This is a genomic window from Citrobacter sp. Cy070 (genome assembly GCF_030332245.1).
Classification (GTDB): Bacteria; Pseudomonadota; Gammaproteobacteria; order Enterobacterales; family Enterobacteriaceae; genus Citrobacter; species Citrobacter youngae.
Map to the genome: position 1 here is coordinate 1 of NZ_JAOWIG010000061.1, position 26,195 is coordinate 26,195.

24 protein-coding genes are annotated in these 26,195 nt (G+C 53.3%); 5 read left to right on the top strand and 19 right to left on the bottom strand.

The genetic code is table 11. The features are described from left to right. Positions 1–112: 112 nt before the first annotated feature. The 4 genes from hemG to pepQ are packed head-to-tail and all read right to left on the bottom strand — an operon-like array spanning position 113 to position 4,105. A complete protein-coding gene (gene hemG, locus OGY19_RS09625) occupies positions 113–658 on the bottom strand; it encodes a menaquinone-dependent protoporphyrinogen IX dehydrogenase (protein ID WP_005133225.1) in 546 nt (181 codons plus the stop codon). An 11-nt stretch (positions 659–669) separates the two neighbouring features. Next, positions 670–2,121, bottom strand: coding sequence for a Trk system potassium transporter TrkH (trkH, locus tag OGY19_RS09630; protein WP_286596400.1), 1,452 nt, complete (start codon positions 2,119–2,121; stop codon positions 670–672). A gap of 38 nt (positions 2,122–2,159) precedes the next feature. After that, entirely contained in the window at positions 2,160–2,774 is a 615-nt protein-coding gene (locus OGY19_RS09635) for an IMPACT family protein (protein WP_048214101.1), read from the bottom strand. Next, entirely contained in the window at positions 2,774–4,105 is a 1,332-nt protein-coding gene (pepQ, locus tag OGY19_RS09640) for a Xaa-Pro dipeptidase (protein ID WP_115601225.1), read from the bottom strand. Before pepQ ends, OGY19_RS09635 begins: the two co-directional genes overlap by 1 nt. Positions 4,106–4,294: 189 nt before the next feature. On the opposite strand from pepQ, the gene fadB reads away from it, so the two are divergent. After that, positions 4,295–6,484 (top strand): fatty acid oxidation complex subunit alpha FadB, encoded by a 2,190-nt coding sequence (fadB, locus tag OGY19_RS09645; protein ID WP_115601226.1) that lies wholly within the window; start codon positions 4,295–4,297, stop codon positions 6,482–6,484. Between the two features lie 9 nt (positions 6,485–6,493). Next, on the top strand, positions 6,494–7,657 hold the full coding sequence (gene fadA, locus OGY19_RS09650; protein WP_061066935.1) for an acetyl-CoA C-acyltransferase FadA: 1,164 nt from the start codon (positions 6,494–6,496) through the stop codon (positions 7,655–7,657). A gap of 178 nt (positions 7,658–7,835) precedes the next feature. Here fadA and OGY19_RS09655 read toward each other — a convergent pair whose 3' ends face one another. From OGY19_RS09655 to ubiD, 4 genes are all read right to left on the bottom strand, one after another. After that, positions 7,836–8,816 (bottom strand): LacI family DNA-binding transcriptional regulator, encoded by a 981-nt coding sequence (locus OGY19_RS09655; RefSeq protein ID WP_115601227.1) that lies wholly within the window; start codon positions 8,814–8,816, stop codon positions 7,836–7,838. 7 nt (positions 8,817–8,823) lie between these two features. Continuing rightward, positions 8,824–9,738 (bottom strand): ROK family protein, encoded by a 915-nt coding sequence (locus OGY19_RS09660; RefSeq protein ID WP_115601228.1) that lies wholly within the window; start codon positions 9,736–9,738, stop codon positions 8,824–8,826. 226 nt (positions 9,739–9,964) lie between these two features. Continuing rightward, positions 9,965–10,666 carry an NAD(P)H-flavin reductase gene (fre, locus tag OGY19_RS09665; RefSeq protein ID WP_115601229.1) on the bottom strand — a complete coding sequence of 234 codons (702 nt, stop codon included), beginning with the start codon at positions 10,664–10,666 and terminating at the stop codon, positions 9,965–9,967. A gap of 40 nt (positions 10,667–10,706) precedes the next feature. Beyond that, a complete protein-coding gene (gene ubiD / locus OGY19_RS09670; RefSeq protein WP_040230095.1) occupies positions 10,707–12,200 on the bottom strand; it encodes a 4-hydroxy-3-polyprenylbenzoate decarboxylase in 1,494 nt (497 codons plus the stop codon). A 166-nt stretch (positions 12,201–12,366) separates the two neighbouring features. On the opposite strand from ubiD, the gene rfaH reads away from it, so the two are divergent. Beyond that, positions 12,367–12,855, top strand: a complete 489-nt coding sequence (gene rfaH / locus OGY19_RS09675) for a transcription/translation regulatory transformer protein RfaH (RefSeq protein ID WP_005133248.1) — start codon at positions 12,367–12,369, stop codon at positions 12,853–12,855. Between the two features lie 10 nt (positions 12,856–12,865). Here the strand turns inward: rfaH and tatD are convergent, their stop codons facing one another. From tatD to udp, 9 genes are all read right to left on the bottom strand, one after another. Beyond that, positions 12,866–13,648 carry a 3'-5' ssDNA/RNA exonuclease TatD gene (tatD, locus tag OGY19_RS09680; protein ID WP_048214093.1) on the bottom strand — a complete coding sequence of 261 codons (783 nt, stop codon included), beginning with the start codon at positions 13,646–13,648 and terminating at the stop codon, positions 12,866–12,868. A gap of 41 nt (positions 13,649–13,689) precedes the next feature. Then, the gene (gene tatC, locus OGY19_RS09685; RefSeq protein WP_048214092.1) at positions 13,690–14,481 is read right to left on the bottom strand and encodes a Sec-independent protein translocase subunit TatC; all 792 of its coding nucleotides are present in this window, start codon (positions 14,479–14,481) and stop codon (positions 13,690–13,692) included. Between the two features lie 2 nt (positions 14,482–14,483). Next, entirely contained in the window at positions 14,484–15,032 is a 549-nt protein-coding gene (gene tatB / locus OGY19_RS09690; RefSeq protein WP_048214091.1) for a Sec-independent protein translocase protein TatB, read from the bottom strand. 3 nt (positions 15,033–15,035) lie between these two features. Continuing rightward, entirely contained in the window at positions 15,036–15,290 is a 255-nt protein-coding gene (gene tatA / locus OGY19_RS09695) for a Sec-independent protein translocase subunit TatA (RefSeq protein ID WP_003017888.1), read from the bottom strand. Between the two features lie 78 nt (positions 15,291–15,368). After that, entirely contained in the window at positions 15,369–17,009 is a 1,641-nt protein-coding gene (gene ubiB, locus OGY19_RS09700; protein ID WP_061066930.1) for a ubiquinone biosynthesis regulatory protein kinase UbiB, read from the bottom strand. Beyond that, positions 17,006–17,611: a ubiquinone biosynthesis protein UbiJ gene (ubiJ, locus tag OGY19_RS09705; protein WP_115601231.1), complete on the bottom strand. Its 606-nt coding sequence runs from the start codon at positions 17,609–17,611 to the stop codon at positions 17,006–17,008. The genes ubiB and ubiJ overlap by 4 nt, the downstream gene beginning before the upstream one ends. Positions 17,612–17,624: 13 nt before the next feature. Continuing rightward, complete coding sequence (gene ubiE / locus OGY19_RS09710) at positions 17,625–18,380, bottom strand: bifunctional demethylmenaquinone methyltransferase/2-methoxy-6-polyprenyl-1,4-benzoquinol methylase UbiE (protein ID WP_003017897.1); 756 nt, start codon at positions 18,378–18,380, stop codon at positions 17,625–17,627. Between the two features lie 94 nt (positions 18,381–18,474). Then, positions 18,475–19,887 (bottom strand): DNA recombination protein RmuC, encoded by a 1,413-nt coding sequence (rmuC, locus tag OGY19_RS09715; protein ID WP_233605626.1) that lies wholly within the window; start codon positions 19,885–19,887, stop codon positions 18,475–18,477. Between the two features lie 158 nt (positions 19,888–20,045). After that, on the bottom strand, positions 20,046–20,807 hold the full coding sequence (gene udp, locus OGY19_RS09720) for a uridine phosphorylase (protein WP_003017903.1): 762 nt from the start codon (positions 20,805–20,807) through the stop codon (positions 20,046–20,048). A 265-nt stretch (positions 20,808–21,072) separates the two neighbouring features. Between udp and OGY19_RS09725 the strand changes: the two genes are divergently transcribed. Then, complete coding sequence (locus OGY19_RS09725) at positions 21,073–21,879, top strand: dienelactone hydrolase family protein (RefSeq protein WP_115601232.1); 807 nt, start codon at positions 21,073–21,075, stop codon at positions 21,877–21,879. A gap of 54 nt (positions 21,880–21,933) precedes the next feature. On the opposite strand, the gene metE is transcribed toward OGY19_RS09725, so the two are convergent. Further along, entirely contained in the window at positions 21,934–24,195 is a 2,262-nt protein-coding gene (metE, locus tag OGY19_RS09730) for a 5-methyltetrahydropteroyltriglutamate--homocysteine S-methyltransferase (protein WP_115601233.1), read from the bottom strand. A 235-nt stretch (positions 24,196–24,430) separates the two neighbouring features. Between metE and metR the strand changes: the two genes are divergently transcribed. Then, the gene (gene metR / locus OGY19_RS09735; RefSeq protein WP_115601234.1) at positions 24,431–25,384 is read left to right on the top strand and encodes an HTH-type transcriptional regulator MetR; all 954 of its coding nucleotides are present in this window, start codon (positions 24,431–24,433) and stop codon (positions 25,382–25,384) included. On the opposite strand, the gene OGY19_RS09740 is transcribed toward metR, so the two are convergent. Beyond that, positions 25,272–26,171: a carboxylate/amino acid/amine transporter gene (locus OGY19_RS09740; protein ID WP_115601235.1), complete on the bottom strand. Its 900-nt coding sequence runs from the start codon at positions 26,169–26,171 to the stop codon at positions 25,272–25,274. The two genes, metR and OGY19_RS09740, sit on opposite strands and share 113 nt — an antisense overlap. Positions 26,172–26,195 lie beyond the last annotated feature (24 nt).

Genomic DNA, 26,195 nt, shown 5'->3' on the forward strand with positions numbered 1-26,195 from the left:
GCTTGCGTGCCGTTGTTCCGTGTCAGTGGAGGCGCATTATAGGGAGTTATTTCAGGCTGACAAGGGGAAATTTAAAATAATTTTCCAAGTGCGTGTTTTTTATTCTTTGCGTTTATTTTAACAACGTTTTGTTGGTTAATTGGGCAATTTCCCGGGCAAATCCCGCCACCTGTTCCCAGTCGGTATAGATCACTTCTTTCTTCGTATCCGTTTCACCACCTGACATCTTCATAATCAGTTGGATCATGACGCGGTCATACCAGCGATAGCGGGGATACAACAAAGCACCCGCAATGACTGCACTGTGGTCTGGTCGCCACGGTGAACTCATCAGAAACTTACGCGCATAGCTATTAGTTTGCGGTGTGCGTTTCTCCGGTTTACGGGCAACCAGGTTTACAGAGTAAAACGCACTCGGCATCGTATTCAGCTGCGTGGCATGCTTTTTCACAAATTCCTGAAATGCAGAATGGTAATGGCCATAGCGAATTGATGCACCAATCACCACACTGTCATAATTTTTCCACTCAGGCTCTTCGGTACGATGCAAATTCATGACATCTGCCCAGACACCCAGCTCTTTAAGTTCAGAAGCCAGATACTCAGCGATTTCGCGCGTTTGTCCGTCCCGGGAAGAAAAAAGAATCAGTGTTTTCACGTGTTACTCCATTATTCACGCCAGAAAGTAGGGGTAAAGAGCACCAGCAGAGTAAAGACCTCCAGACGACCAAACAGCATGTTGGCAATCAGGATCCATTTCGCCACCGGGTTCATGCTGGCAAAATTGTCGGCAACAACCCCCAGCCCAGGCCCGAGGTTATTCAGCGTCGCCACAACTGAGGCAAACGCAGAGAAGTCATCCACACCGGTCGCAATAATTGCCAGCATACTGATAATAAAGACCAGCGCATAGGCAGAAAAGAAGCCCCATACCGCTTCAAGGATTCGTTCCGGCAACGCTCGGTTGCCCAACTTAATGCTATAGACCGCATTGGGGTGAACCAGTCGCTTCAGTTCGCGGTTACCCTGTTTGAACAGTAACAAGATACGAATCACCTTCAAGCCACCGCCCGTTGACCCGGCACAGCCACCAATAAACGCAGAACACAGTAGCAGCACCGGCAGGAACAACGGCCAGCGAGCAATACTGTCCGTAGTAAATCCGGCGGTCGTCGCCATCGATACCACCTGGAAAAATGCCTGGTTGATCGTCGTGAGCGCCGACCCATAGGTATTATGTATCCACAACACCAGCGTACAGACGGCCACCAGCGTTAGCTGCACCCCGATAAACATGCGGAATTCCGGATCGCGCCAGTAGACCTTCAGACTACGCCCGCTTAATAAAGAGAAGTGCAGGCCATAGTTACAACCGGAGATCAGCAGGAAGATAGCAACAATCGTGTTAATCGTGGGGCTGTCGAAATACCCCACACTGGCATCGTGTGTGGAAAAGCCGCCGATAGCAATGGTGGCGAAGCTGTGCCCAATGGCGTCAAAGGCAGGCATGCCGGCAAACCACAGCGCCAGCGCACACGCAACCGTCAATAGCACATAGATGAGCCACAAGGTTTTCGCCGTTTCGGCAATACGTGGGCGCATTTTGTTATCTTTCAGCGGCCCCGGCATTTCTGCACGATAGAGCTGCATGCCACCCACGCCAAGAATAGGCAGGATAGCCACCGCCAGCACGATGATCCCCATCCCACCGAACCATTGCAGCATCTGGCGATAAAAGAGAATGGCATGCGGCAGTGAATCCAGCCCCACCAGCGTCGTCGCACCTGTGGTTGTTAACCCGGAAAAGGATTCAAAAAAAGCATCGGTGATCGTGAGGTTAGGACTTTCCGCAAAAATGAACGGCAACGCACCCACGCTCCCCAGCACGGTCCAGAATAAGACGACAATCAGAAACCCTTCACGGGATTTCAGTTCGCCCTTCTCTTTACGGTTTGGCCACCACAGCATGGAGCCGATAGCCAGAGCAACGAAGAAAGTTTGGGTAAATGCACGACCCGCACCATCACGGTAGATAAGTGCTACCAGTCCGGGGATGATCATCGTTCCCGAAAATAAGATGACCAGTAGTCCAACGATTCGGGTGATGGCGCGAAAATGCATCTCTGCCGCTTCCTTAGTTCTTTAAAATGAGGTGGGGATTATTCTGCAATCGATAACAATTGCAATGAACCACGACTAAAATCCGCCAGCTTTGCTGAAAATTCATCCACTTTCGCATAAGGAAGTGCTACCCGAAGCAGAACGAATGCCTGGTAATCACTGAAAACGATTTTACCGTCAAACTGCCCCAACAGTGTTTCAATGCCTGCCAGTTGGCCGTACTCACACTGCAAAGTATATTCGGTTAATGGCGTCTTGCGCTGTGTCGTTAACTGGCGCAGCGCCTGATTCACACCACCACCGTAGGCTTTTACCAACCCCCCCGTACCGAGAAGGATACCGCCGTAGTAGCGCACCACCACCGCAGTAATCTCACCAACGCCGCTCCCCATCAGTTGAGCGAGCATCGGTTTGCCTGCGGTACCCGCCGGTTCGCCATCGTCTGAAAATCCCAGCTGTTGCGAGTCATTGGGCGCACCCGCCACCCACGCCACACAATGATGACGTGCATCCGGGTGTTCCGCTCTGACTGACTCAACAAACGCTTTCGCCGCTTCTACACCGTCCGTATGGGCGAGCAACGTAATGAAGCGGCTTTTTTTGATCTCTTCAACGACGCTAACCGGCGCCGCAGGGATTAACCAACTGTCCATTACGCCAGTTTCAAATCCCGCGTCATGTTTTCAATATTGCTCTCGTGGACCACCACGTTGTCTTCAATACGAATCCCGCCGAACGGCTTCAGGGCTTCGATTTTTTGCCAATTGAAGTGTTTGCTGAATTGCCCTTCACGCCACGGTGCCAACAGCGATTCAATAAAGTAGATGCCCGGTTCGATGGTCAGAACCATGCCCGGTTGCAAAACGCGGGTGCAACGCAGATAAGGATACTTCGACGGCGCGGCAAGGTGTGTGCCCGTATCATCCTGCATAAAGCCAGCAACATCATGCACCTGCAGACCCAGCGGGTGACCAATGCCGTGCGGCATAAACGGCCCGGTAAGATCGTTTTCTACCATCGCCTCTTCACTCATATCGGTGATGATTTGATGCTTACGCAGCAGTTTCGCGATGCGCTGATGGAACTGAATGTGGTAATCCACATAGCTGGTGCCTGCTTTCATCGTGGCAATCAGCGCCAGTTGCTCGTCATTCACATCTTTCACCAGATGCGCATAGTCGCTGTCGCTTTTCGCCGACCAGGTACGCGTCAGGTCTGCCGCATAGCCGTTATATTCCGCACCCGCGTCCAGCAGGAAGCTGCGGATTTCAGACGGAGCCTGATGATCCAGCTTGGTGTAATGCAGAACCGAAGCATGCTCGTTAAGTGCAACGATATTGCTGTACGGCACGTCGGTGTCACGATGACCGGTAGCCGTCAGGTAAGCGAGGTTGATGTCAAACTCGCTCATTCCGGAACGGAACGCTTCTTCCGCGGCACGGTGTCCATTCACCGCCATTTTCTGCGCTTCGCGCATACAGGCCAGTTCGTAATCTGTTTTATAGGCGCGGTAATAGTGCAGGTAGTCGATCACCCCTTTCGGGTTGATGTTGCTGGCCGCGATATCCAGCTGCAGTGCGCGTTCCGGAACCGGACCAATGTAACCGATATTGCCGCGAGCCGCAGGCAGTTGACTACCAATACCATCCGCTTTTGGCAGCGCGATGATCTCAATTTCTTCCGTCCAGAAGGAGGTCGGCAGCGGCTCAACGTTGTGCCAGTAATCGACCGGCAGGTAGAACCACAGTTTCGGCTTGTTCACGCCATCCACCAGCAACCAGCAGTTAGGAACCTGCGTTACAGGCACCCAGGCTTTGAACTGCGGATTAACCTTAAACGGATATGGATGATCGTCGAGAAAGACGTTAATCAGCTCACCTGAGTGAATAAGTAACGCATCCAGCTTGAAGCGCTCCAGCGCATCGCGCGTCCGTTCTTGTAAGGTAACGATATGATTTTTATAGAGTGCGGCCAGTGATTCCATTTTCTATCCTTCTGTTTTTTTGACCTCAAGTCTCCGCATCTTAGCACATCGCTTTGTGAGTGCGTGATTTCTGCCGAGCGTGATCGAATCGTCATTTCTTTAAACATTAATTTGCATTTTTTTAACACAAAATACACACTTCGATCCATCTGGTATGACCAGATCACCTTGCGGATTCAGGAGACTGACATGCTTTACAAAGGCGACACCCTGTACCTCGACTGGCTGGAAGATGGCATCGCCGAACTGGTGTTCGATGCCCCTGGTTCGGTCAATAAACTCGACACGGCCACCGTTGCCAGCCTGGGCCATGCGCTTGATGTGCTGGAAAAACAACCGAATTTAAGAGGGCTGCTGCTGCGTTCTAACAAAGCAGCCTTTATTGTTGGTGCCGATATCACCGAATTCCTTTCACTGTTCCTCGTGCCTGAAGAACAGTTAAGCCAGTGGCTGCATTTTGCCAACAGCGTCTTTAACCGCCTCGAAGATCTGCCTGTTCCGACCCTCTCTGCGGTAAACGGTTACGCGCTGGGCGGTGGCTGCGAGTGTGTCCTGGCAACCGATTATCGTCTGGCAACACCAGACCTGCGCATCGGTCTGCCGGAAACCAAACTGGGCATTATGCCGGGCTTTGGCGGCTCCGTGCGTATGCCACGTATGCTGGGCGCGGACAGCGCGCTGGAAATTATTGCGGCAGGTAAAGATGTTGGCGCTGACCAGGCGCTAAAAATCGGCCTGGTCGATGGCGTGGTGAAGCAAGACAAACTGCTTGATGGCGCGATTGCCGTATTACGTCAGGCGATTAACGGCGACCTTGACTGGAAAGCCAAACGTCAGCCGAAGCTGGAGCCGTTGAAACTCAGCAAAATTGAAGCGGCTATGAGCTTTACCATCGCCAAAGGCATGGTGGCGCAGACGGCAGGTAAGCATTATCCCGCACCGATTACCGCGGTAAAAACCATTGAAGCAGCGGCTCGTTTTGGCCGTGAAGAAGCGCTGAATCTGGAAAATAAGAGCTTTGTGCCACTGGCGCACACCAGTGAAGCTCGCGCGCTGGTTGGGATCTTCCTTAACGATCAGTTCGTGAAAGCCAAAGCCAAAAAGCTCACCAAAAATATTGAAGCACCAAAGCAAGCGGCAGTGCTGGGTGCAGGCATTATGGGCGGTGGCATCGCTTACCAGTCAGCCTGGAAAGGCGTGCCGGTTGTGATGAAAGATATCAACGACAAATCATTAACGCTGGGCATGACCGAAGCGGCCAAACTGCTGAACAAACAGCTTGAGCGCGGCAAAATTGACGGTCTGAAAATGGCGGGCGTGATTTCCACTATTCATCCAACCCTCGACTATAGCGGTTTTGAGCGTGTGGATGTGGTGGTTGAAGCGGTCGTAGAAAACCCGAAAGTGAAAAAAGCGGTGCTGGCGGAGACTGAAGACAAAGTTCGCCCGGACACCGTACTAGCGTCGAATACCTCTACCATCCCAATCAACGAGCTGGCCAGCGCGCTCAAGCGCCCGGAAAACTTCTGTGGGATGCACTTCTTTAACCCAGTACATCGCATGCCACTGGTTGAGATCATTCGCGGCGAGAAAAGCTCGGATGAAACCATCGCCAAAGTTGTCGCGTGGGCAAGCCAGATGGGCAAAACGCCAATTGTGGTCAACGATTGCCCCGGTTTCTTCGTGAACCGCGTGCTGTTCCCATATTTTGCCGGTTTCAGCCAGTTGCTGCGCGATGGGGCGGATTTCCGCAAAGTCGACAAAGTCATGGAAAAACAGTTTGGCTGGCCGATGGGCCCGGCTTATCTGCTGGACGTGGTGGGAATTGATACCGCACATCACGCGCAGGCAGTGATGTCCGCAGGCTTCCCTCAGCGTATGCAGAAAGATTATCGCGACGCGATAGACGCCCTGTTTGATGCTAACCGTTTCGGACAGAAAAACGGTCTTGGATTCTGGCGTTATAAAGAAGACAACAAGGGCAAGCCGAAGAAAGAAGAAGATGCCGCCGTTGACGGTTTGCTGGCAGATATCAGCCAGCCGAAACGCGAATTCAGTGATGAAGAGATTATCGCTCGCATGATGATCCCAATGGTCAACGAAGTGGTACGGTGCCTGGAAGAAGGCATTATCGCCAGCCCGGCAGAAGCCGATATGGCGCTGGTGTATGGCCTGGGCTTCCCTCCGTTCCACGGCGGTGCGTTCCGCTGGCTGGATACGCTCGGCAGCGCGAAGTATCTCGATATGGCTCAGCAGTATCAGCACCTCGGAGCGCTGTATGAAGTTCCGGCTGGTCTGCGTGATAAGGCGCGCCATAACGAACCGTATTATCCCCAGGTTGAGCCTGCCCGCCCGGTTGGCAGCCTGAAAACGGCTTAAGGAGTCACAATGGAACAGGTTGTAATTGTTGATGCGATCCGTACCCCGATGGGCCGTTCAAAAGGGGGCGCGTTTCGTAACGTACGGGCAGAAGATCTCTCCGCACACTTAATGCGTAGCCTGCTGGCGCGTAATCCGGCGCTGGAGCCAACCGCGCTGGATGACATTTACTGGGGCTGTGTGCAGCAAACGCTGGAGCAGGGTTTCAACATTGCCCGTAACGCCGCGCTGCTGGCAGAAATTCCGCACTCCGTTCCGGCGGTCACCGTCAACCGCCTGTGCGGTTCCTCGATGCAGGCGCTGCACGACGCTGCGCGCATGATCATGACCGGTGATGCTCAGGCGTGCCTGATTGGTGGCGTGGAGCATATGGGCCATGTACCAATGAGCCACGGCGTTGATTTCCATCCAGGCATGAGCCGCAACGTAGCAAAAGCTGCGGGGATGATGGGGCTGACGGCAGAAATGCTCTCGCGTATGCACGGTATCAGTCGTGAAATGCAGGATGCCTTCGCCGCACGCTCACATGCTCGCGCCTGGGCTGCAACACAGTCTGGCGCATTTAAAAACGAAATCATCCCGACCGGCGGTCATGATGCCGACGGCGTGCTGAAGCAGTTTAACTACGATGAGGTTATCCGCCCGGAGACAACCGTTGAAGCGCTCTCCACCCTGCGCCCGGCGTTCGATCCGGTGAGCGGAACGGTCACTGCCGGTACTTCCTCCGCGCTCTCCGACGGCGCAGCGGCGATGCTGGTCATGAGTGAAAGTCGCGCCCGTGAGCTGGGTCTGACGCCACGTGCCCGTATTCGTTCGATGGCTGTTGTTGGCTGCGACCCGTCAATCATGGGTTACGGTCCGGTTCCGGCCTCAAAGCTGGCGCTGAAAAAAGCGGGACTCTCCACCAGCGACATCGGCTTGTTTGAGATGAACGAAGCCTTTGCCGCTCAGATCCTGCCGTGCATTAAAGATCTGGGGCTGATGGAGCAGATAGACGAGAAGATCAACCTCAACGGCGGGGCGATCGCTTTGGGCCACCCACTGGGTTGCTCCGGGGCGCGTATCAGCACCACCCTGCTCAATCTGATGGAACGCAAAGACGTACAGTTTGGCCTGGCGACGATGTGTATCGGGTTAGGCCAGGGCATCGCGACGGTATTTGAGCGAGTTTAATCAAAGATAAATTCCCCTAAATAATTCGCGCTGCATCGCGGCGGCAACTGAGCGAATCCCCGGGAGCATAGATAACTATGTGACCGGGGTGAGCAAAGGCAGCCAACAAAGAGGCAGAGTGAATTATGACGGGGAAAGGTTTAGTTGCCGTTCTTCCCGCCTGTCAGGGGCGGGTTTTTTATTTACCTGAACTACCACGCACCACTAATTGCACCGGCAACAGCAGATTCTCTTCCAGTTTCTCTTCCAGCAATAAACGCAGCGCTTCACGCCCCAGTTGCTTTTTATCAACCGCAATAGTGGTCAGCGGCGGATGTGACCAGGCCGCAGCATCGATATCATCAAACCCCACCAGCGCGAGATCTTCCGGGATACGTATATCCTGCTGCGCACACACCCGCTGAACAACCATCGCCGCTGCGTCGTTATAGGCAAAAATGGCATCAGGCGGCTCCGGCAGCCTGAAAAGCTCATTAACCGCTTCCACCAGGGATTGCTCGGTATCCAGCAGCGGTGGCGCAACGGCGTCGTATTCTGGCGGCATCAGCAAACGGGCCTCATACAATGCCTGACGGTAGCCCTTCTCGCGCTGACGGATGCTGTAGTGCGCAAGCGAACTGGCAAGAAAAGCGATACGGCTGCGCCCTTGTGCAATCAGATGTTGCGTGGCCAGATAACCGCCCTGGGTATTGTCCGGGTTCACGCAAGGCAGGCCCGGCGCCCAGAGATCCACCAGCACCAACGGCAGTTTCATCTGTTGCAGCAAGCCAAGTAATTCAGGCTCAAAAAATCCCGCGCAGATCAGCGCATCAGGCTGGTGCAACATCACCTGCTCACTCACTGCATCGCCTGGACCAATGGAGAGAAAGCTCAGCGCAATACCATGGTCACGACAGTTATCTTCTATCCCCAGCAGCAGCTGCGAGTAAAACGGCAATGCCCGGCTGATATTGTGCTGGCGGTGAAGCAAAAACAGGACTCGCTTGAGCTTGTCACTGCGCAGGCGGGAAAAATCATAACCCTGCTGCTGCGCCACAGAAATAATGCGCAGCCGGGTATCTTCACGTAGCCCTGGCTGCCCTTTCAGGGCGCGGGAAACCGCGCCAACCGAGACACCACAAGCTTCGGCAATGTCCCTGATACGTACAGGTTTCGTCATGTCACTCTCATTGATTTACGCTGGCCTTTTGCGCCCCCAGCCAGGCCGCGCCGCGTACGCCGCTGCTGTCACCGTGTCGGGCCTGAACGATCGGCGTACGGCACTGTTTACCAAATACGTACTGCGCCACTCGCGCCTGCAAGCCTGAGTACAGTAAAGTGATATTGGATACCCCACCGCCCAGCACGATAACATCGGGATCGAGCGTATTCACCACCCCCGCCAACGCGCGCGCCAGCTGATCGCAATAGCGTTCCCATAACAAACAGGCTACCGTATCACCCGATTCTACCCGTTGCATAATTTGTGGCACACCCGCATGTTGCGCGGTGTGATTCATATACTGACGCTCCAGGCCGCTGCCGGAAATAAAGCTCTCAATACAGTTCACCTGTCCGCAATAGCATGTCACTTCAGCCCCGTCCCGAGATTCGTGGTAGCGCGGCAATGCATTATGTCCCCACTCTCCTGCACAGGCGTTAGGTCCAGAGATCAAACGGTTATCGATGCATAGTCCACCGCCGCATCCGGTACCGAGGATAACGCCAAATACGACACGATAGCCCCGTCCGCTACCGTCCATCGCTTCCGACAGTGTGAAGCAGTTGGCGTCATTAGTTACGGGCACTGGCATTCCTAATGCACGCTCAAGATCTTGCGAAAAAGCCTGCTGATTCAGCACCAGGATATTGGAATTCTTAATCAAACCTTCGCTATCCACCGCGCCGGGCACCCCGATACCCACCGATAAAGACTGATTAACGGCCAGTCTGGCCTTAGAAATCATCTCCGTCACGGCCTGGAAAAAATCACCGTAACTCAGCTTTGGTGTCGCACATCGCTCGCGGTAAACAATTTCACCCGCGTTATCAATCACCACCGCTTCAATTTTAGTCCCGCCGATATCCAGTCCGAGCCTCATGGTTTTCCCTCGTTGATGTCCAGCAATGTGATCGATACAGCTTGCCTATTTTGTTTACTAAACAAAATGAAACCCGTCACAAAAAATCAGTTTTATGGTTAATAGATAGGAAAAACATGTTTACTAAAAATGTTCTGAAAAGAGGGGCCGTGAGACCGGGCTTGCACCCTGTTAGAAGAAGTAAGGTTGGTGATGAATGCGCCGGAAGGACTCCGGCGCACAGCGCTTAAATGAACGCGAACGCGTCGCCAAACAGGCGATCTTCACGTGCCTGACGCTCATTACAGAACAGGTCGCGCGCGATTTTTGCCATCTCGAAACGACCGGCAATGTAGATATCGTGTTCCGCCAGAGTACCGTAATCCTGCAATACTGCCGTTAACACGGTTCCCGTACGACCACGCCAGCCGTCTTCAGGTTGCTCTACCACCGGCTCAACACGCAGGTTCGGGTGATTCACCGACAACGCTTCCAGCTCTGAGAGATCGTAGAGATGCTTCTCTTCGCGCCCGCCCCAGTAAATAGTGATATCGCGGTTTGGATTGCGCGCCAGCGCGGTAAGCAGAATAGAACGCACGTAAGAGAACCCTGTACCTCCGGCAATCAGGATCAGCGGGCGTTCGTCTTCATCGCGCAGCCAGGCTTCGCCATGCGGAATATCGACCTTGATTTCCCGATCTTTCAGAATTCGGTCCATAACAGCCATGGCATAAAGATTTAGCTCAGAAGCACCCACGTGCAGCTCAATGAACCCATGCTCATCCGGCGTAGATGCCATGGAGAACGGGCGTTTATCACGTTCGTCCATCACGACCATTAAATACTGACCTGCACGAAAGGAAAACGCCGCGTCCGGCACTAAACGTACGCGATATACGGTGTCAGTGATAGCTTCTACCGAGGTCACTTTACAGCTTAAGGTTGTCATGCGCTCTCTCTGTCGGATCAATAGGCAAAACGATCGCGCCTCAGGCGCTTTTGCCGTCATTAAAGATGGCTAATTCATCCCAAATTGCGTCAATACGCGCAGTCACTTCAGGATCTTTTTTAATCGGGCGTCCCCACTCTCGTTGGGTTTCACCCGGCCATTTATTTGTGGCATCCAGCCCCATTTTTGAACCAAGGCCGGAAACCGGCGAGGCAAAGTCCAGGTAATCAATTGGCGTATTCTCTACCAGTACCGTATCCCGGGCCGGGTCCATACGGGTAGTAATTGCCCAAATCACATCGTTCCAGTCACGTGCGTTGACATCATCATCGCAGACAATAACAAATTTGGTGTACATAAACTGACGCAAAAATGACCAAACGCCCATCATGACGCGTTTGGCATGACCCGCGTACTGTTTTTTCATCGTCACCACGGCCAGTCGATAAGAACAACCTTCCGGCGGCAGATAAAAGTCGACGATTTCCGGGAACTGCTTTTGCAGAATAGGAACAAAGACCTCATTCAGCGCCACACCGAGAACCGCTGGCTCATCTGGTGGACGTCCGGTATAGGTGGAGTGATAAATCGCATCTTCACGCTGGGTAATGTGGGTGACGGTGAAAACCGGGAAGCTATCCACTTCATTGTAATAACCCGTATGATCGCCATACGGTCCTTCCGGTGCCAGTTCACCCGGCTCGATATAACCTTCCAGCACGATTTCAGCGCTGGCGGGTACTTCGAGATCGTTGGAGATGCATTTGACGACTTCGGTCTTGGTGCCACGCAGCAGCCCGGCGAAGGCGTACTCTGATAATGTATCAGGTACAGGGGTCACCGCGCCCAGAATGGTCGCCGGGTCTGCCCCTAACGCAACGGAGACTGGGAAACGCTCACCAGGGTGTGCAGCGCACCACTCCTGATAATCCAGCGCGCCGCCACGATGTGAAAGCCAACGCATAATGAGCTTATTTTTGCCAATCAACTGTTGGCGATAAATACCCAGATTCTGTCGCTCTTTATGCGGACCACGCGTGACGGTGAGTCCCCATGTAATCAGAGGCGCAGCATCTTCCGGCCAGCAGGTCATGATCGGAATGCGGTTTAAATCAACGTCATCGCCTGAAGAAATTTTTTGCTGACAAGGCGCACCGCGTAGCCGTTTGGTCGGCATGTTCAGCACCTGCTTGAACTGTGGCAGCTTATCAAACAGATCGCGGAATCCTTTCGGCGGCTCCGGCTCTTTCAAAAACGCCAACAGCTTACCAACTTCCCGTAGTGCTGAGACATCTTCTTGCCCCATCCCCATGGCGACACGCTTCGGCGTGCCAAACAGATTGCACAGCACCGGCATTGAATAGCCTTTTGGATTCTCAAACAGCAGCGCAGGCCCACCGGCACGCAAGGTGCGATCGGCAATTTCAGTGATCTCCAGATGGGGATCCACTGGAAGCGTAATGCGTTTGAGCTCGCCCTGCTGTTCAAGCTGCGTCAGGAAGTCGCGTAAATCGTGATATTTCATGGCGTCCATTATGGCCTCTGTGTAAGCGCCTCATTATACGGCGTTCATCATTGTGATGCTGTATTTTTGTTAAATTAGCGTGAACTCTGGCAACCAACACCGATGAGGCTTGAAAGATGAAGTGTATAATGACTTTTGCTATGCTTGCGCTCAGAACAAGCGGATAAGAGTTATTATGCAAGCCTGGTATTTACTGTACTGCAAACGCGGGCAACTTCAACGTGCCCAGGAACACCTGGAAAGACAAGCAGTAAACTGTTTGACGCCAATGATCACCCTGGAAAAAATGGTGCGTGGTAAACGTACCACAGTCAGTGAGCCACTTTTCCCTAATTACATGTTTGTCGAGTTCGATCCGGAAGTGATCCACACCACGACCATCAATGCGACACGTGGCGTTAGCCATTTTGTACGTTTTGGAGCGACACCAGCCACCGTCCCCTCTCCCGTCATTCACCAGCTTTCTATCTACAAGCCCGAAGGAATTGTTGACCCGGAAACGCCGCATCCTGGAGACTGCGTCATTATCACTGAAGGGGCATTTGAAGGGTTGAAGGCGATTTTCACCGAACCCGACGGCGAAGCACGTTCCATGCTCCTGCTTAACCTGTTGAATAAAGAGGTTAAGCAGAGCGTGAAAAACACCGGCTTTCGAAAAATATAAACAGACTGACTCAGAAGGTCACTTCGAATAACGTTCTGACGTTGGCATCAATCGCCGTTGATAGCCACTGAGGATCTTCCCCGCGCCAGTGCGCAATACGCTCAAGAATATGCGGCAGGTGTGCAGGTTCATTGCGTCGGGAAGTCGGCTTCGGGGCCAGATCGCGTGGGAGTAAATAGGGCGCGTCTGTTTCTATCAGCAGCCTTTCCACCGGGATAAACGGCAGTAGCTCCCGTAGTTCCATACCCCGACGCTCATCGCAGACCCATCCGGTAATCCCGATATAAAGCCCTCTGTCCACGCAGTCCTGCATCTCCCGGCGCGAGCCAGTGAAACAGTGCAGCACTGCGCCGGGGAGGCTGTCCAGCCAGGGTTCCAGCAGCGTCAGAAAACGTTCGTGGGCATCCCGACAATGCATGAAAACAGGCATCTGCAATTCGGCGGCAATACGCAATTGCGCCTCAAAAGCCCGTTCCTGTTCCTGCGCAGTGGAGTAATTACGATTGAAATCCAGGCCACACTCACCAATGGCGACCACTTCGGACTGGTTCGCCAGTGCAATAATTTCCGCCTCTGTTGAGGATTGCCATTGGCTACTGTCATGCGGGTGGACGCCAGCTGTGGACCAGCAATGTGGATAATGCTGTGCCAACTTTAGCGCCTGCTGGCTTTCATGCAGGTTTGTTCCGGTCAGAAGCATGCCGTTTACACCCGCAGCAAAGGCGCGCGCCACAACCTCATCCCTGTCTTTCGCAAATTGTGAACTGGTTAGATTAACGCCAATATCAAACATGCTTCCTCCCATATGACAACCGCCCTTACGGGCGGCTGAATTTACTCTTCGGTTTTCTCGGTGGCTTCGGCTTCTTTCGCATTCTCAGCCTCGTTGTCTTCGTCTCGCGTACGTCGCTTGCCGACATAAAAACGAGAGAAGAAAACACCCACTTCGAACAGGCAGTACATCGGTATCGCCAACAGCGTTTGCGAGAAGACATCTGGTGGAGTCAGTAACATCCCCACGACAAATGCCCCGACAACTACGTAAGGACGTTTCTTACGTAGGTCCTCAGGTGTCGTAATGCCCATCCAGCACAACAATACAATGGCGACAGGAACCTCAAAAGAGACACCAAACGCCATAAACAGCGCCATGACAAAGCTGAGATAACTGGCAATGTCTGTCGAAACCTGCACGCCTTGCGGAGCTGTGTTGGCAAGGAAGCCAAACGCCAACGGGAAGACGACAAAATAGGCGAATGCCATCCCGATATAGAACAACAGCGAACTTGAGACCAGCAGCGGCACGACAAGGCGACGTTCATGCTTATACAAAGCAGGCGCAATAAATGCCCATACCTGGTACAGGATCACTGGTGCCGACAGGATCAGCGACACCATAAAGGTTAGCTTTATCGGGGTAAAGAACGGTGAAGCCACATCGGTGGCGATCATCGTTGCGCCCTGCGGCATTTGCTTAATCAGCGGTGCCGCAACCATATGGTAAATGTCGTTGGCAAAATAAACCAACGCCAGAAAGATCACCATAACCGCAATAATGCAGTTCAGGAGTCGCTTACGCAGCTCAATAAGATGCGTGATGAGCGGTTGAGTATCTTCTACAGACATGTTTACGGTTTATCACTCGACGAGGGTGAGGATTCGACAGCAGGTGCGGCAGGTTTCTTTTCCGCGTCCATCGACGTAACGGAAGCAGTGTCTTTCAACTCCGGCGTGTCAGCACCCGTGGATTCCGGTTTTTGCTCCGGCGAACTGGCCTGTGCTTCAGCAGTAGCAGGGGTAACCCCCTCGTGCTGCGCTTCACTTCCTTTCACTACAGGGTTATGGATAGTGTGCGCTTCATCGCTCGCTTTCTCAGGATCGTGCACGCTGTAAGAACGCTTCATCGACTCAGCCGCTTCACGCAGCTCATCCATCGATGCTTTCAGCTCCGGCGTCAAATTTGTCAGGCTCGCTTTCTCTACTTTCTTCAGGCTGTCCTGAAACTCCTGAAGCTTAAGCTCCTGGGTCAGTTCATTCTGCACAGTAGTTGCAAGAGAGCGCAGCGCACGGACCCAGCCCGCGACCGTTTTTACTGCCACTGGCAATCGTTGTGGCCCCAGTACGATGAGGCCGATAACGAACACCAATAACAGTTCGCTAAAACCGATATCAAACACGGATTATACCTGCTCTTTATCTTGGCTTTTGGCGTCTTCTTTCTTCACTTCACCCTGCTTATCGGTGATGGATTTAGCGGTAAAATCAGCGTCCTGGCTGGTTTTATCCTGCTTAGGTTCATCATCACCCATCGCTTTCTTGAAGCCTTTAATAGACGCGCCAAGGTCGGAACCGATGGAGCCGAGTTTCTTGGTGCCAAATAGCAGTACAACGATGACGGCAATGATCAACAACTGCCAAATACTGATACCACCCATACATGTTCCTCTGTCATAGATGATGAATTAATAAGGCCGTAGTATACGTTACACGACCTGCCTTGGGCGATGAAAAAATCAGCGCATTTTGCGCCAGCCGATCAGCCAGGCGATAACACCACCCGCGATTAACCAGCCCGGCATAAGCCCCCACTCAGGGCGGCTTACCAGCAGGAATGTCCCACTTAACAGCAACGTTGCGCCAATGCCCAATAAATAACGGGATTGTCCCTGACGTACGTGATTCGCATGAAGCTCGCGCGCAATCTTATCAACACTGTGCTGTAAATATTTGCCCTGGCGCAAACTGTCATACACCAGTTCAGGTATTTCTGGCATTTTTTCGACCCAGAACGGTGCTTTTTCTTTAAATGCCCTGACAAGCGCCGGAATACCGACCTGATCTTTAATCCAGGATTCAAGGAAAGGTTTGGCCGTTTTCCACAGATCCAACTGAGGATAGAGCTGTCGGCCAACACCCTCAACGTACAACAGCGTCTTCTGTAACAGCACCAGTTGAGGCTGGACTTCCATATTAAATCGACGTGCCGTATTGAACAGATTCAACAGCACGTGACCAAAGGAGATCTCTGCTAGCGGCTTTTCGAAGATCGGCTCACACACGGTACGAATGGCGAATTCGAACTCTTCAACGTTGGTATCCGGCGGAACCCAGCCAGAATCCACGTGCAGTTCAGCAACTTTGCGGTAGTCGCGATTAAAAAACGCAATAAAGTTTTCAGCCAGATAGCGCTTATCTTCTTTATTTAATGAGCCCACGATCCCGCAATCAATACCGATGTATTTCGGGTTTTCAGGGTGCTCATAGCTGACGAAAATGTTCCCAGGGTGCATGTCCGCATGGAAAAAGCTGTCGCGGAAAACCTGAGTAAAGAAGACCTGAACACCACGCTCGGCCAACAGTTTCATATTGGTGCCGTTCTTCTCAAGCGTGGTGACATCTGAAACCGGGATACCGTAAATGCGCTCCATCACCATCATGTTCTGACTGCAATAGTCGGAATACACTTCCGGGATGTACAGCATCGGGCTATCTTCAAAATTACGTCGTAGCTGAATGGCGTTCGCCGATTCGCGCAGCAGATTTAGCTCATCAATCAACGTTTTTTCATATTCACGGACGACTTCTGTTGGTCGCAGGCGACGCCCATCTGGCAGCAGACGAGGAACCCAACGAGCCAGGCGGTAGATCAGTTTTAAATCGGCTTTGATTACCGGCAGGATATCCGGACGAATAACTTTGATCACCACCTCTTTGCCATTCGACTTCAGTCGCGCGGTATGAACCTGAGCAACAGACGCAGATGCCAGCGGCGTGATTTCAAAATCATCAAACCATTCCTCGACGGGCAGCCCGCCCATGGCCTCTTCGATTTGTTTTTTCGCTCTAAGCCCATCGAACGGGGCAACACGATCCTGCAATAGCGCAAGCTGATCGGCGATGTGCGGAGGGAAAAGGTCACGACGGGTGGAGAGCATCTGCCCAAACTTGATCCATACCGGGCCGAGTTCCTGTAAAGCCAGTCTCAGCCTTTCTCCCAGCGGTTTGTCTTTATGTCGGTTGGGCATCCAGAACAACGAGTAACGCCACAACCGAAGCGGCAGCGTGATTCGCATTTTGGGGATGAGTTCATCAAGACCGTAGCTTAAAAAAGTGCGAATGATGAAATAAAGGCGCCGTACTTCACCTGGCGTCATTTGGCCTCCAGTTTTTCCAGCCGTCTGGCCAGAGATTCAACCGCGCGCTCAACGGCTGCCGTTTCTTCAGCAAACCATGCAACCTCTAGTGGGCCAGGAGCCATGCGCCACTCTTCGGTGATCGCTTCAGCAACATAACGTTGCTGACGTTGAATGCCATGACGCAGGAACTTCGCGCCACCGCGCAGGACTTTGCTAACACCTTCCGCGACGATATCACCGGTATAAGGAGCTAATAGCTCTGCAGGGTCGAATTCCGCCAGGTCAGCCAGAGCCACAAAGTTCTGCACCACCTGAATATCGCCCTGCACTTCCAGTTCGCCGCTGCGAATAAGCGTGGTGAGTTGCTGCCGATCGCGTAGTTTCGGTAACACGCTGGCATGTGTAATCACGGTGCAATCGGCTTCGCCTTCCCATGCCCCCAGCACATCGACCTGGCGCTCACTGAATACCAGGACTAGCGACGTCGAAAATCCTTTCAGGTCAAAACGCAGCACCTTACTCTGCAAACGCGTTCGGGCCGATTTCAGCGCAGGAGAACGGTACAGAAAGGTGTTGAGCAGATTTTCAACGCCTGCGGTCACTAAGGGTTTTAAAGGCATCCCCAATCTCCTGTCAGAACTTGTAGCCACGATGCAGCGCAACGACACCTGCCGTCAGGTTGTAGTAATCAACGCTTTCGAACCCGGCATCTTGCATCATTGCTTTTAAGGTGTCCTGATCGGGATGCATGCGGATGGATTCCGCCAGATAGCGATAACTGTCTGCATCGCTTGCTACCATGGAGCCAATGCGCGGCAGAACGTGGAAAGAGTATGCGTCGTAGGCTTTGCTCAGAGGTTCGATAATCGGCTTGGAGAATTCCAGCACCAGTAGACGTCCGCCCGGCTTCAACACGCGATACATAGAGCGTAATGCTTTGTCTTTATCCGTAACGTTGCGCAGACCGAAAGAGATGGTGATGCAGTCAAACGTGTTGTCAGGGAAAGGTAGTGCTTCCGCATTCGCCTGAACGTACTCAACGTTACCCACCACACCAATATTGCGCAGCTTTTCGCGACCCATTTTGAGCATTGAGTCATTGATATCCGCCAGCACAACTTTGCCGGTTTCGCCTACCATGCGAGAGAATTTCGCCGTCAGATCGCCGGTACCGCCAGCCAAATCGAGAACGGTTTGTCCGCGACGCACGCCACTGCAGTCAATGGTGAAGCGCTTCCACAAACGATGAATGCCGAATGACATTAAGTCATTCATAACGTCATATTTAGAGGCCACAGAATGAAAAACGTGGGCCACCATGTCAGCTTTCTGCTCTTTAGCGACGGTCTGAAAGCCAAAGTGCGTCGTTTCTTGTGAATTATCCACCATCTCAGTGCCTGCTCATTCAAAAAATGTTCGAGAAGTGTAACAGATTGGGCCAATTTGCCCTACCCTTCTGCCGGGTTCAACTACCCCAAATGGACTAGCTTGATTGCTGATTTACCGTTTCATCATCGGGGTAAGGCTCATCTTGTTGCGTCTCAGGGACCGAGCGCAAACGGTACTCTTCATCCTGGGTAGTGGCTTGTTCAGCCAGCTCAGGATTAATCTCACGCTTAATTTCCACCCCTAAGCCACGGAAGGCTTCTGCCTGCGACAGGACGTTTCCACGACCGGAAGAGAGTTTTTTCATCGCCTGTCGGTAATTATCCTGGGCTTTATCCAGGCTTTGGCCGATTGCCGACATATCATCCACAAACAATCGCATCTTGTCATAAAGTTTACTGGCCCGATCGGCAATTTGTTGCGCATTACGACTCTGATGCTCGTAGCGCCACAGATTGGCAATCGTACGCAATGCCACCAACAGCGTAGTGGGACTGACCAGCATAATGTTATTTCTAAGCGCTTCGGTAATCAGTTCGGGCTGCCTGTCGAGCGCCAGTAAAAAAGCAGGCTCAACGGGGATAAACATCAGCACATAGTCAAGCGTACGCAGCCCCGGAAGCTGTTGATAATCTTTGCGCCCCAGCAGACGAATATGGTTTCGCACGGAGGCGATATGCTCCTGCAACGCACTCTCACGGGTGAATTCATCTTCAGCGTTAAAATAGCGTTCATAGGCAACCAGCGTCATTTTCGCGTCGATCACCACATCTTTGCCCTGTGGTAATCGGACAATAACGTCCGGTTGCATCCGCGAGCGCACATCATTCTCGATGCTAACCTGGGTTTCGTATTCATAGCCTTCGCGCAGACCGGAAGCCTCAAGCACCCGCGTGAGTACGACCTCTCCCCAGTTTCCCTGCGTTTTGTTATCGCCTTTTAATGCCCGCGTCAGGTTTACCGCTTCCTGTGCCATCTGCGCGTTCAGTTGCTGGAGATTACGAATTTCGTGCGCCAGGGTATGGCGCTCCTGAGCCTCTTTACCAAAGCTATCCTGAACCTGGCGGCGAAAACCGTCCAGTTGTTCGCGAAGCGGTGCCAGCAGGCTGTTCAGGCTTTGGCGATTTTGCTCATCTACGCGGCGATTGCTGTGCTCGAAAATACGGTTCGCCAGATTCTCAAACTGTTCGCTCAGGCGCTGTTCGCTGTTGATCATCTGGCGAATTTTATCTTCCGCATGCTGTTGCGTTGCTTCTAGCCGGGTAGTGACTTCACGGAGATCGGCCTCCAGTGAGGTATTGATACTGTGCAGGCTGCGGAGTTCGTTATTCAGCAGTTCGCACTCATCACGCCAGTGGGCTTCCTGTGAGAGTTGTTGCCGGGCGGCGCTTAGCGCGATATCCAGTTCTCGTCGTTCTTCGATGAGATCGGCACGGATCCTGTCGGCGTGCGCTTTTGTCGCCAGCCAACCCACCAGCAGCCCTGCAGCTAATGCCAGCACGGCACTCATCAAAATTGGAATATCCACAACACCCCCTTACAGCAACGACTTACCCGCACAAAATAGAATTGTGCTGTATAAACGTCCAGTTTAAAAGGTATTTCCTGCGAGGTACTACGCAAAATAAAAAGGCCGAACGAGTCGGCCTTTTTGAATAGACGGGAGAATTACAGTAAACGACGTGCGGCTTCTACCACGATTTTCACCGCGTGGCTTTCCGTTTGTTTCATCGTTTCCGCATTAGGGATCTCTTGCTGAGTACGGTTCACGATAACACCCGCGACCATACCAGCACGCAGACCCTGGCTTGCACACATGGTCAGCAGCGTGGCAGATTCCATTTCGTAGTTCATAACGCCCATAGACTGCCACTCTTCCATTGAGCCTTTGAAACGGCTCACGACGCGACCAGAGAAGGTGTCGTAACGCTCCTGGCCCGGGTAAAAGGTATCAGAAGACGCGGTAACGCCAACGTGGGTAGTAGCGCCGATAGATTTCGCCGCTTCCACCAGCGCGGTGGTGCACTCGAAGTCTGCAACAGCCGGGAACTCCATTGGCGCGAAGTGCAGGCTTGCGCCGTCCAGACGGACAGACGCCGTGGTGACCAGTACGTCACCCACGTTGATATGCGGCTGGATAGCGCCAGTCGTACCGATACGCAGGAAGGTACGAATGCCCAGCTGTGCCAGTTCTTCTACGGCAATAGAGGTTGACGGGCCGCCGATACCGGTAGAGCAAACGATCACGGCTTTACCATCCAGCTCAGCACGCCAGGTAGTGAACTCGCGATGAGATGCCAGCTTAACCGGCTTATCCATCAGCGCGGCGATCTTTTCCACACGCTCCGGGTCGCCAGGGACGATAGCAAGCGTAGCCCCTTGTAAATCGCTCTTAGTGAGGCCGAGATGAAAAACATCAGACTTAGACATAAAAACTCCTCTGTGAATCGGTTTTGTCAGAAGAAGCAAAAACACACTTTACCGAAGGCATGAACATATTTTCGTGACAGTCATCACTCTGATGTAAATCAATTGCATTCAATTACCATCAAATAGTGATACATATCACATAAACGATGCGATGTAAGGAAGCCCTGCACAAAAGATAGCCCGTTTAAGGCAATGTGGTTCGTTGCATGTGTCTATAGTTAACAATGCGCTTTTTGGCTGAATATTTAAGGGTACGGAGAATACCATGACAACACGACAATCTGGTTTTGCACCTGCTGTATCCCCACCGGCGTCCACGACGGTTCACACTCCGGATAACGCGATTATCGCTGGAGTGACATCAATACCATCACAAGGCGATGATATGCCTGCGTATTACGCACGGCCGCAACAGACCGATGGTCCGCTGCCCGTCATCATTGTCGTGCAGGAGATTTTTGGTATTCATGAGCACATTCGTGATGTTTGCCGTCGACTGGCGCTGGAAGGATATCTGGCTATCGCACCCGAACTCTATTTTCGCGAAGGCGATCCCAATGACTTTGCCGATATCCCGACGCTTCTAAGCGGCCTCGTCGCCAAAGTGCCTGACTCTCAGGTACTGGCCGATTTGGATCACGTCGCCAGTTGGGCTTCCCGCAACGGGGGAGATGCGCACCAACTGATGATCACCGGATTTTGCTGGGGCGGGCGTATTACCTGGCTGTATGCCGCACACAATCCACAGCTAAAAGCGGCGGTGGCGTGGTACGGCAAACTGGTGGGCGATAAAACGCTGAACTCCCCCAAACATCCCGTTGATATCGCAACCGATCTTAACGCCCCCGTTTTGGGACTTTATGGCGGCCAGGACACCAGCATTCCACAAGATACCGTTGAAACAATGCGTCAGGCGCTACGCGCCGCCAATGCGAAAGCGGAAATCGTGGTCTATCCCGATGCCGGACATGCGTTCAACGCCGATTATCGCCCGAGCTATCACGAAGAGTCCGCGAAAGACGGCTGGCAGAGAATGCTGGAGTGGTTCGCGCAATACGGTGGGAAGAAATAATTCCCGCCAGGCAAACCAATAAACAAAACGGAGGCATCAGCCTCCGTTTTGTTTTTACGCCTGACGCAGATTCTGCGCCGCTTTAACCATGTTTGCCAGCGCGGCGCGGGTTTCCGGCCAACCGCGCGTTTTCAGACCGCAGTCCGGGTTCACCCACAGACGTTCAGCCGGAATACGCTGCTCGGCTTTCTTCAGCAGAGCTTCAATCCACTCCACGCTCGGGACGTTCGGCGAGTGAATGTCGTAGACGCCCGGCCCGATTTCGTTCGGATAGTCGAACTCTTCGAATGACTCCAGTAACTCCATATCAGAACGTGAAGTCTCAATAGTGATCACGTCCGCGTCCAGCGCCGCAATGGAGTCCATGATGTCGTTGAACTCGCAGTAACACATGTGGGTGTGGATCTGGGTTTCATCCTTCGCCACCGCCGCGTTAATGCGGAAGGCTTCCACGCCCCATTCCAGATACGCCGCCCAGTCGCTGCGGCGCAGCGGCAGACCTTCGCGCAGTGCCGGTTCGTCAATCTGAATGATGCCGATCCCCGCCGCTTCCAGATCAGCTACCTCGTCACGCAGCGCCAGCGCAATCTGCTTCGCGATGGTTTCACGCGTCACGTCTTCACGCGGGAATGACCAGCAGAGAATGGTCACCGGTCCGGTCAGCATGCCTTTTACCGGTTTGTCGGTCAGCGACTGGGCATACTTCGCCCACTCAACGGTAATCGCTTCCGGACGGCTGACGTCGCCAATAACAACCGGTGGCTTCACGCAGCGAGAACCGTAGCTCTGCACCCAACCGTTCTGGGTAAAGACGAAGCCGTCCAGATGCTCACCAAAGTATTCCACCATGTCGTTACGCTCGGCTTCACCGTGTACCAGCACGTCGAGACCCAGACGTTCCTGTTCAATGATCGCCTGTTTGATATGTTCCGCGATACCGGTGCGGTAGTTACCAGCATCCAGGTTGCCTTTTTTGAAATCCAGACGCAGACCGCGAATTTCGGTGGTTTGCGGGAATGAGCCGATAGTCGTGGTCGGCCATGCCGGCAGATTAAAGCGGGCACGCTGCGCCTCGGCGCGAACCGGATAGGCGTTGGCGCGCTGGCTGTCCTGAGCGGTGATCGCCGCCAGGCGTTTTTCCACTGCGGCGTTATGGACACGGGTAGAGTGACGACGAGCCTGAATCGGTGCGCTCCACTCGACAATTGCCGCCGTATCACCGCTGTTCAACGCATCACGCAACAGCGCCAGCTCGCCGCATTTTTGCAGGGCGAAGGCAAACCAGCTCTTCACCTCTGCATCAAGGCGGGTTTCCACGCTGAGATCGATGGGGCTGTGCAGCAGGGAGCAGGAAGAAGCCACCCACAGGTCACGTTTCCCGACGATATCTTTAATTTGTGCGTATTTTTCGCTGAGGTCGGCGCGCCAGACGTTACGTCCGTTCACCAGGCCCGCTGACAGCAGCCAGTCGGCAGGCACACGTTTGTGCAGTTCGGCGACATCATCTTTACCGTGCACGAAGTCAACGTGCAGCCCCTGCACCGGCAGCGCGGTAATGGTATCCAGGTTTGGCGTTACGCCCTCAAAATAGGTGGTTAGCAGTAATTTTACCTGCCCTGCCAGCGCGTCATACGCGGGTTTGAAGGCATCCAGCCATGCTTGCGGCAGCTCCAGCACCAGAGCAGGTTCATCAATCTGCACCCACTCAATACCCCGTTTTGCCAGCTCAGCCAGCACCTGCTGGTAAACCGGCAGAATGTCGTTCAACAAGCTCAGGCGGTCAAACTGTTCGCCTTTCACTTTCCCCAGCCACAGGTAAGTTACCGGCCCCAGCAGCACCGGCTTCACCTTGTGGCCGAGCGCCAGCGCTTCGTCTACTTCGTCCAGCAGTTGCGTCCAGGTCAGTTTGAACTGCTGACCTTTGGTGAACTCTGGCACCATGTAGTGATAGTTGGTGTTAAACCATTTGGTCATTTCTGCTGCCGCCGCTGGCTCACCGGTCGGTGCGCGGCCACGGCCAATGCGGAATAAGGTATCGATATCGACCGAGCCGTCTTTATTCTGATGACGGGCCGGAACGTTGCCGAGCAGCAGGCTGGTAGTCAGCACGTGATCGTACCAGGCAAAATCACCTACTGGCAGCAGGTCAACGCCCGCCTGCTTCTGCTGATCCCAGTGGCGAGCACGCAGCTCACGGCCAACGGTCAGCAAATCTTCACGGGAAGAATTTCCCGCCCAGTAACTTTCTTGCGCTTTCTTCAACTCGCGACGCAGGCCAACGCGAGGGAAACCGAGGGTGTGATTCAATATTGTCATTTTTCTTCCTCTAATTATATGTAAATCCTATGGATTTTGAATTTAGGGAAGGCGGCAAGTTTACTCATCCCCAGGAGCTTACTGAAGTAAGTGACTGGGGTGGGGAAACGAAGCCAACGCACCATAAATTTAAAAGACGAAGGATTTTAGCCGTCCAGATGTTTACACATCCATAATTGGCGGTTACTGTATATTCCTCAAGCGCAATTTGTTCATGCCGAAGTGAAGGACTTTCATGATCGAGATTAAACACCTGAAAACGCTCCAGGCGTTGCGGAGTAGTGGTTCGCTGGCAGCCGCCGCGGCGACGTTGCATCAGACCCAATCCGCTCTTTCTCACCAGTTCAGCGATCTGGAGCAGCGCCTTGGCTTTCGACTCTTTGTCCGTAAAAGCCAGCCTCTGCGCTTTACGCCGCAGGGAGAAATCCTGCTGCAGTTAGCCAATCAGGTGTTGCCGCAAATTGGTCGTGCGCTGCAGGCCTGCAACGAACCACAGCAAACCCGGCTGCGAATCGCGATTGAATGCCACAGCTGTATCCAGTGGCTGACGCCCGCGCTGGAGAATTTTCGTGCCAACTGGCCGCAGGTGGAGATGGACTTTAAATCCGGCGTGACGTTCGATCCGCAACCGGCGCTACAGCAGGATGAGCTGGATCTGGTGTTAACCTCCGACATTCTGCCGCGCAGCGGACTGCACTATTCGCCGATGTTCGATTTTGAAGTCCGCCTGGTACTGGCGCCGGATCACCCGTTAGCCAGCAAAACGCAAATCACGCCGGAAGATTTAGCCAGCGAGACGCTGCTTATTTACCCGGTGCAACGGAGTCGACTGGATGTCTGGCGACATTTCCTGCAGCCCGCAGGCGTTAGCCCGTCGCTGAAGAGCGTGGATAATACCCTGCTGCTGATTCAGATGGTTGCAGCCAGAATGGGCATCGCGGCGTTACCGCATTGGGTGGTGGAGAGTTTTGAACGCCAGGGCCTGGTAGTGACCAAAACCCTGGGCGATGGATTGTGGAGCCGACTGTACGCCGCCGTGCGTGATGGCGAGCAGCGCCAGCCGGTAACAGAAGCGTTTATTCGCTCAGCGCGGAATCACGCCTGCGATCATTTGCCGTTTGTGCGGAGTGCGGAACGACCCACTTTCGATGTACCCACAGTGAGGCCACTATCACAGCCGCGCCAATGATGAAGCTTGGCCAGTGAGGCTGTTGATGCCAGATGGCCAGGTTGACCAACAGCCCGGCCGGCACATGCATATTGTTCATGATGCCCAACGTACCGGCATCCACCTGGGTCGCACCGTAGTTCCACATAAAGTAACCAATACCGGATGCCGCCACGCCAAGAAAGACCAGAATTCCCCACTGTAGCGTGGTTGCAGGCATTTTCTGCGCATTGCCCAGCATGAACCAGGCGACGACCGCCACCATAAAGGCGCCCATGTAAAACCAGGCAAAAGCGTTGTGCTGTGGCATTGGGCGGGTTTCCATCAGACGCTTGTAGCCCACCATACCGATGGCAAAGCTGATATTGGACAACTGCACCAGCAACAGACCGGTCCAGAAGTGGCTGGTCACCTGATCGTAACGAATGATCCCCGCGCCAATCACCGCCAGTAACGCACTAAAGGCATAACTCCAACGCAAACGGCGCCCGCTCATCAGGTCATAAATCAGCGTGATGTAGAGCGGCGTCAGCACGGTAAACAGCAGTAGCTCTGAAACCGTCAGATACAGATAGGCGTGAAAACTCAGCATATACATAATGCCAAGCTGCATGGCACCCACCAGCATATACAGCGCGATCGTTTTTACGCTGTGCCCACGAGTACGTAGAAACGGCAAGAACACCAGCGCTGCCAGCCCAACGCGCACCAGCACTGCAAAATAGCTATCGACATGACCGGCAAGGTACTCGCCAAACAGGCTGAAGGAAAAGGCCCACAAAATAGTGGTAATGATGAGTAGCGCCACAATGGATGCCTCTTAGAACAGGGA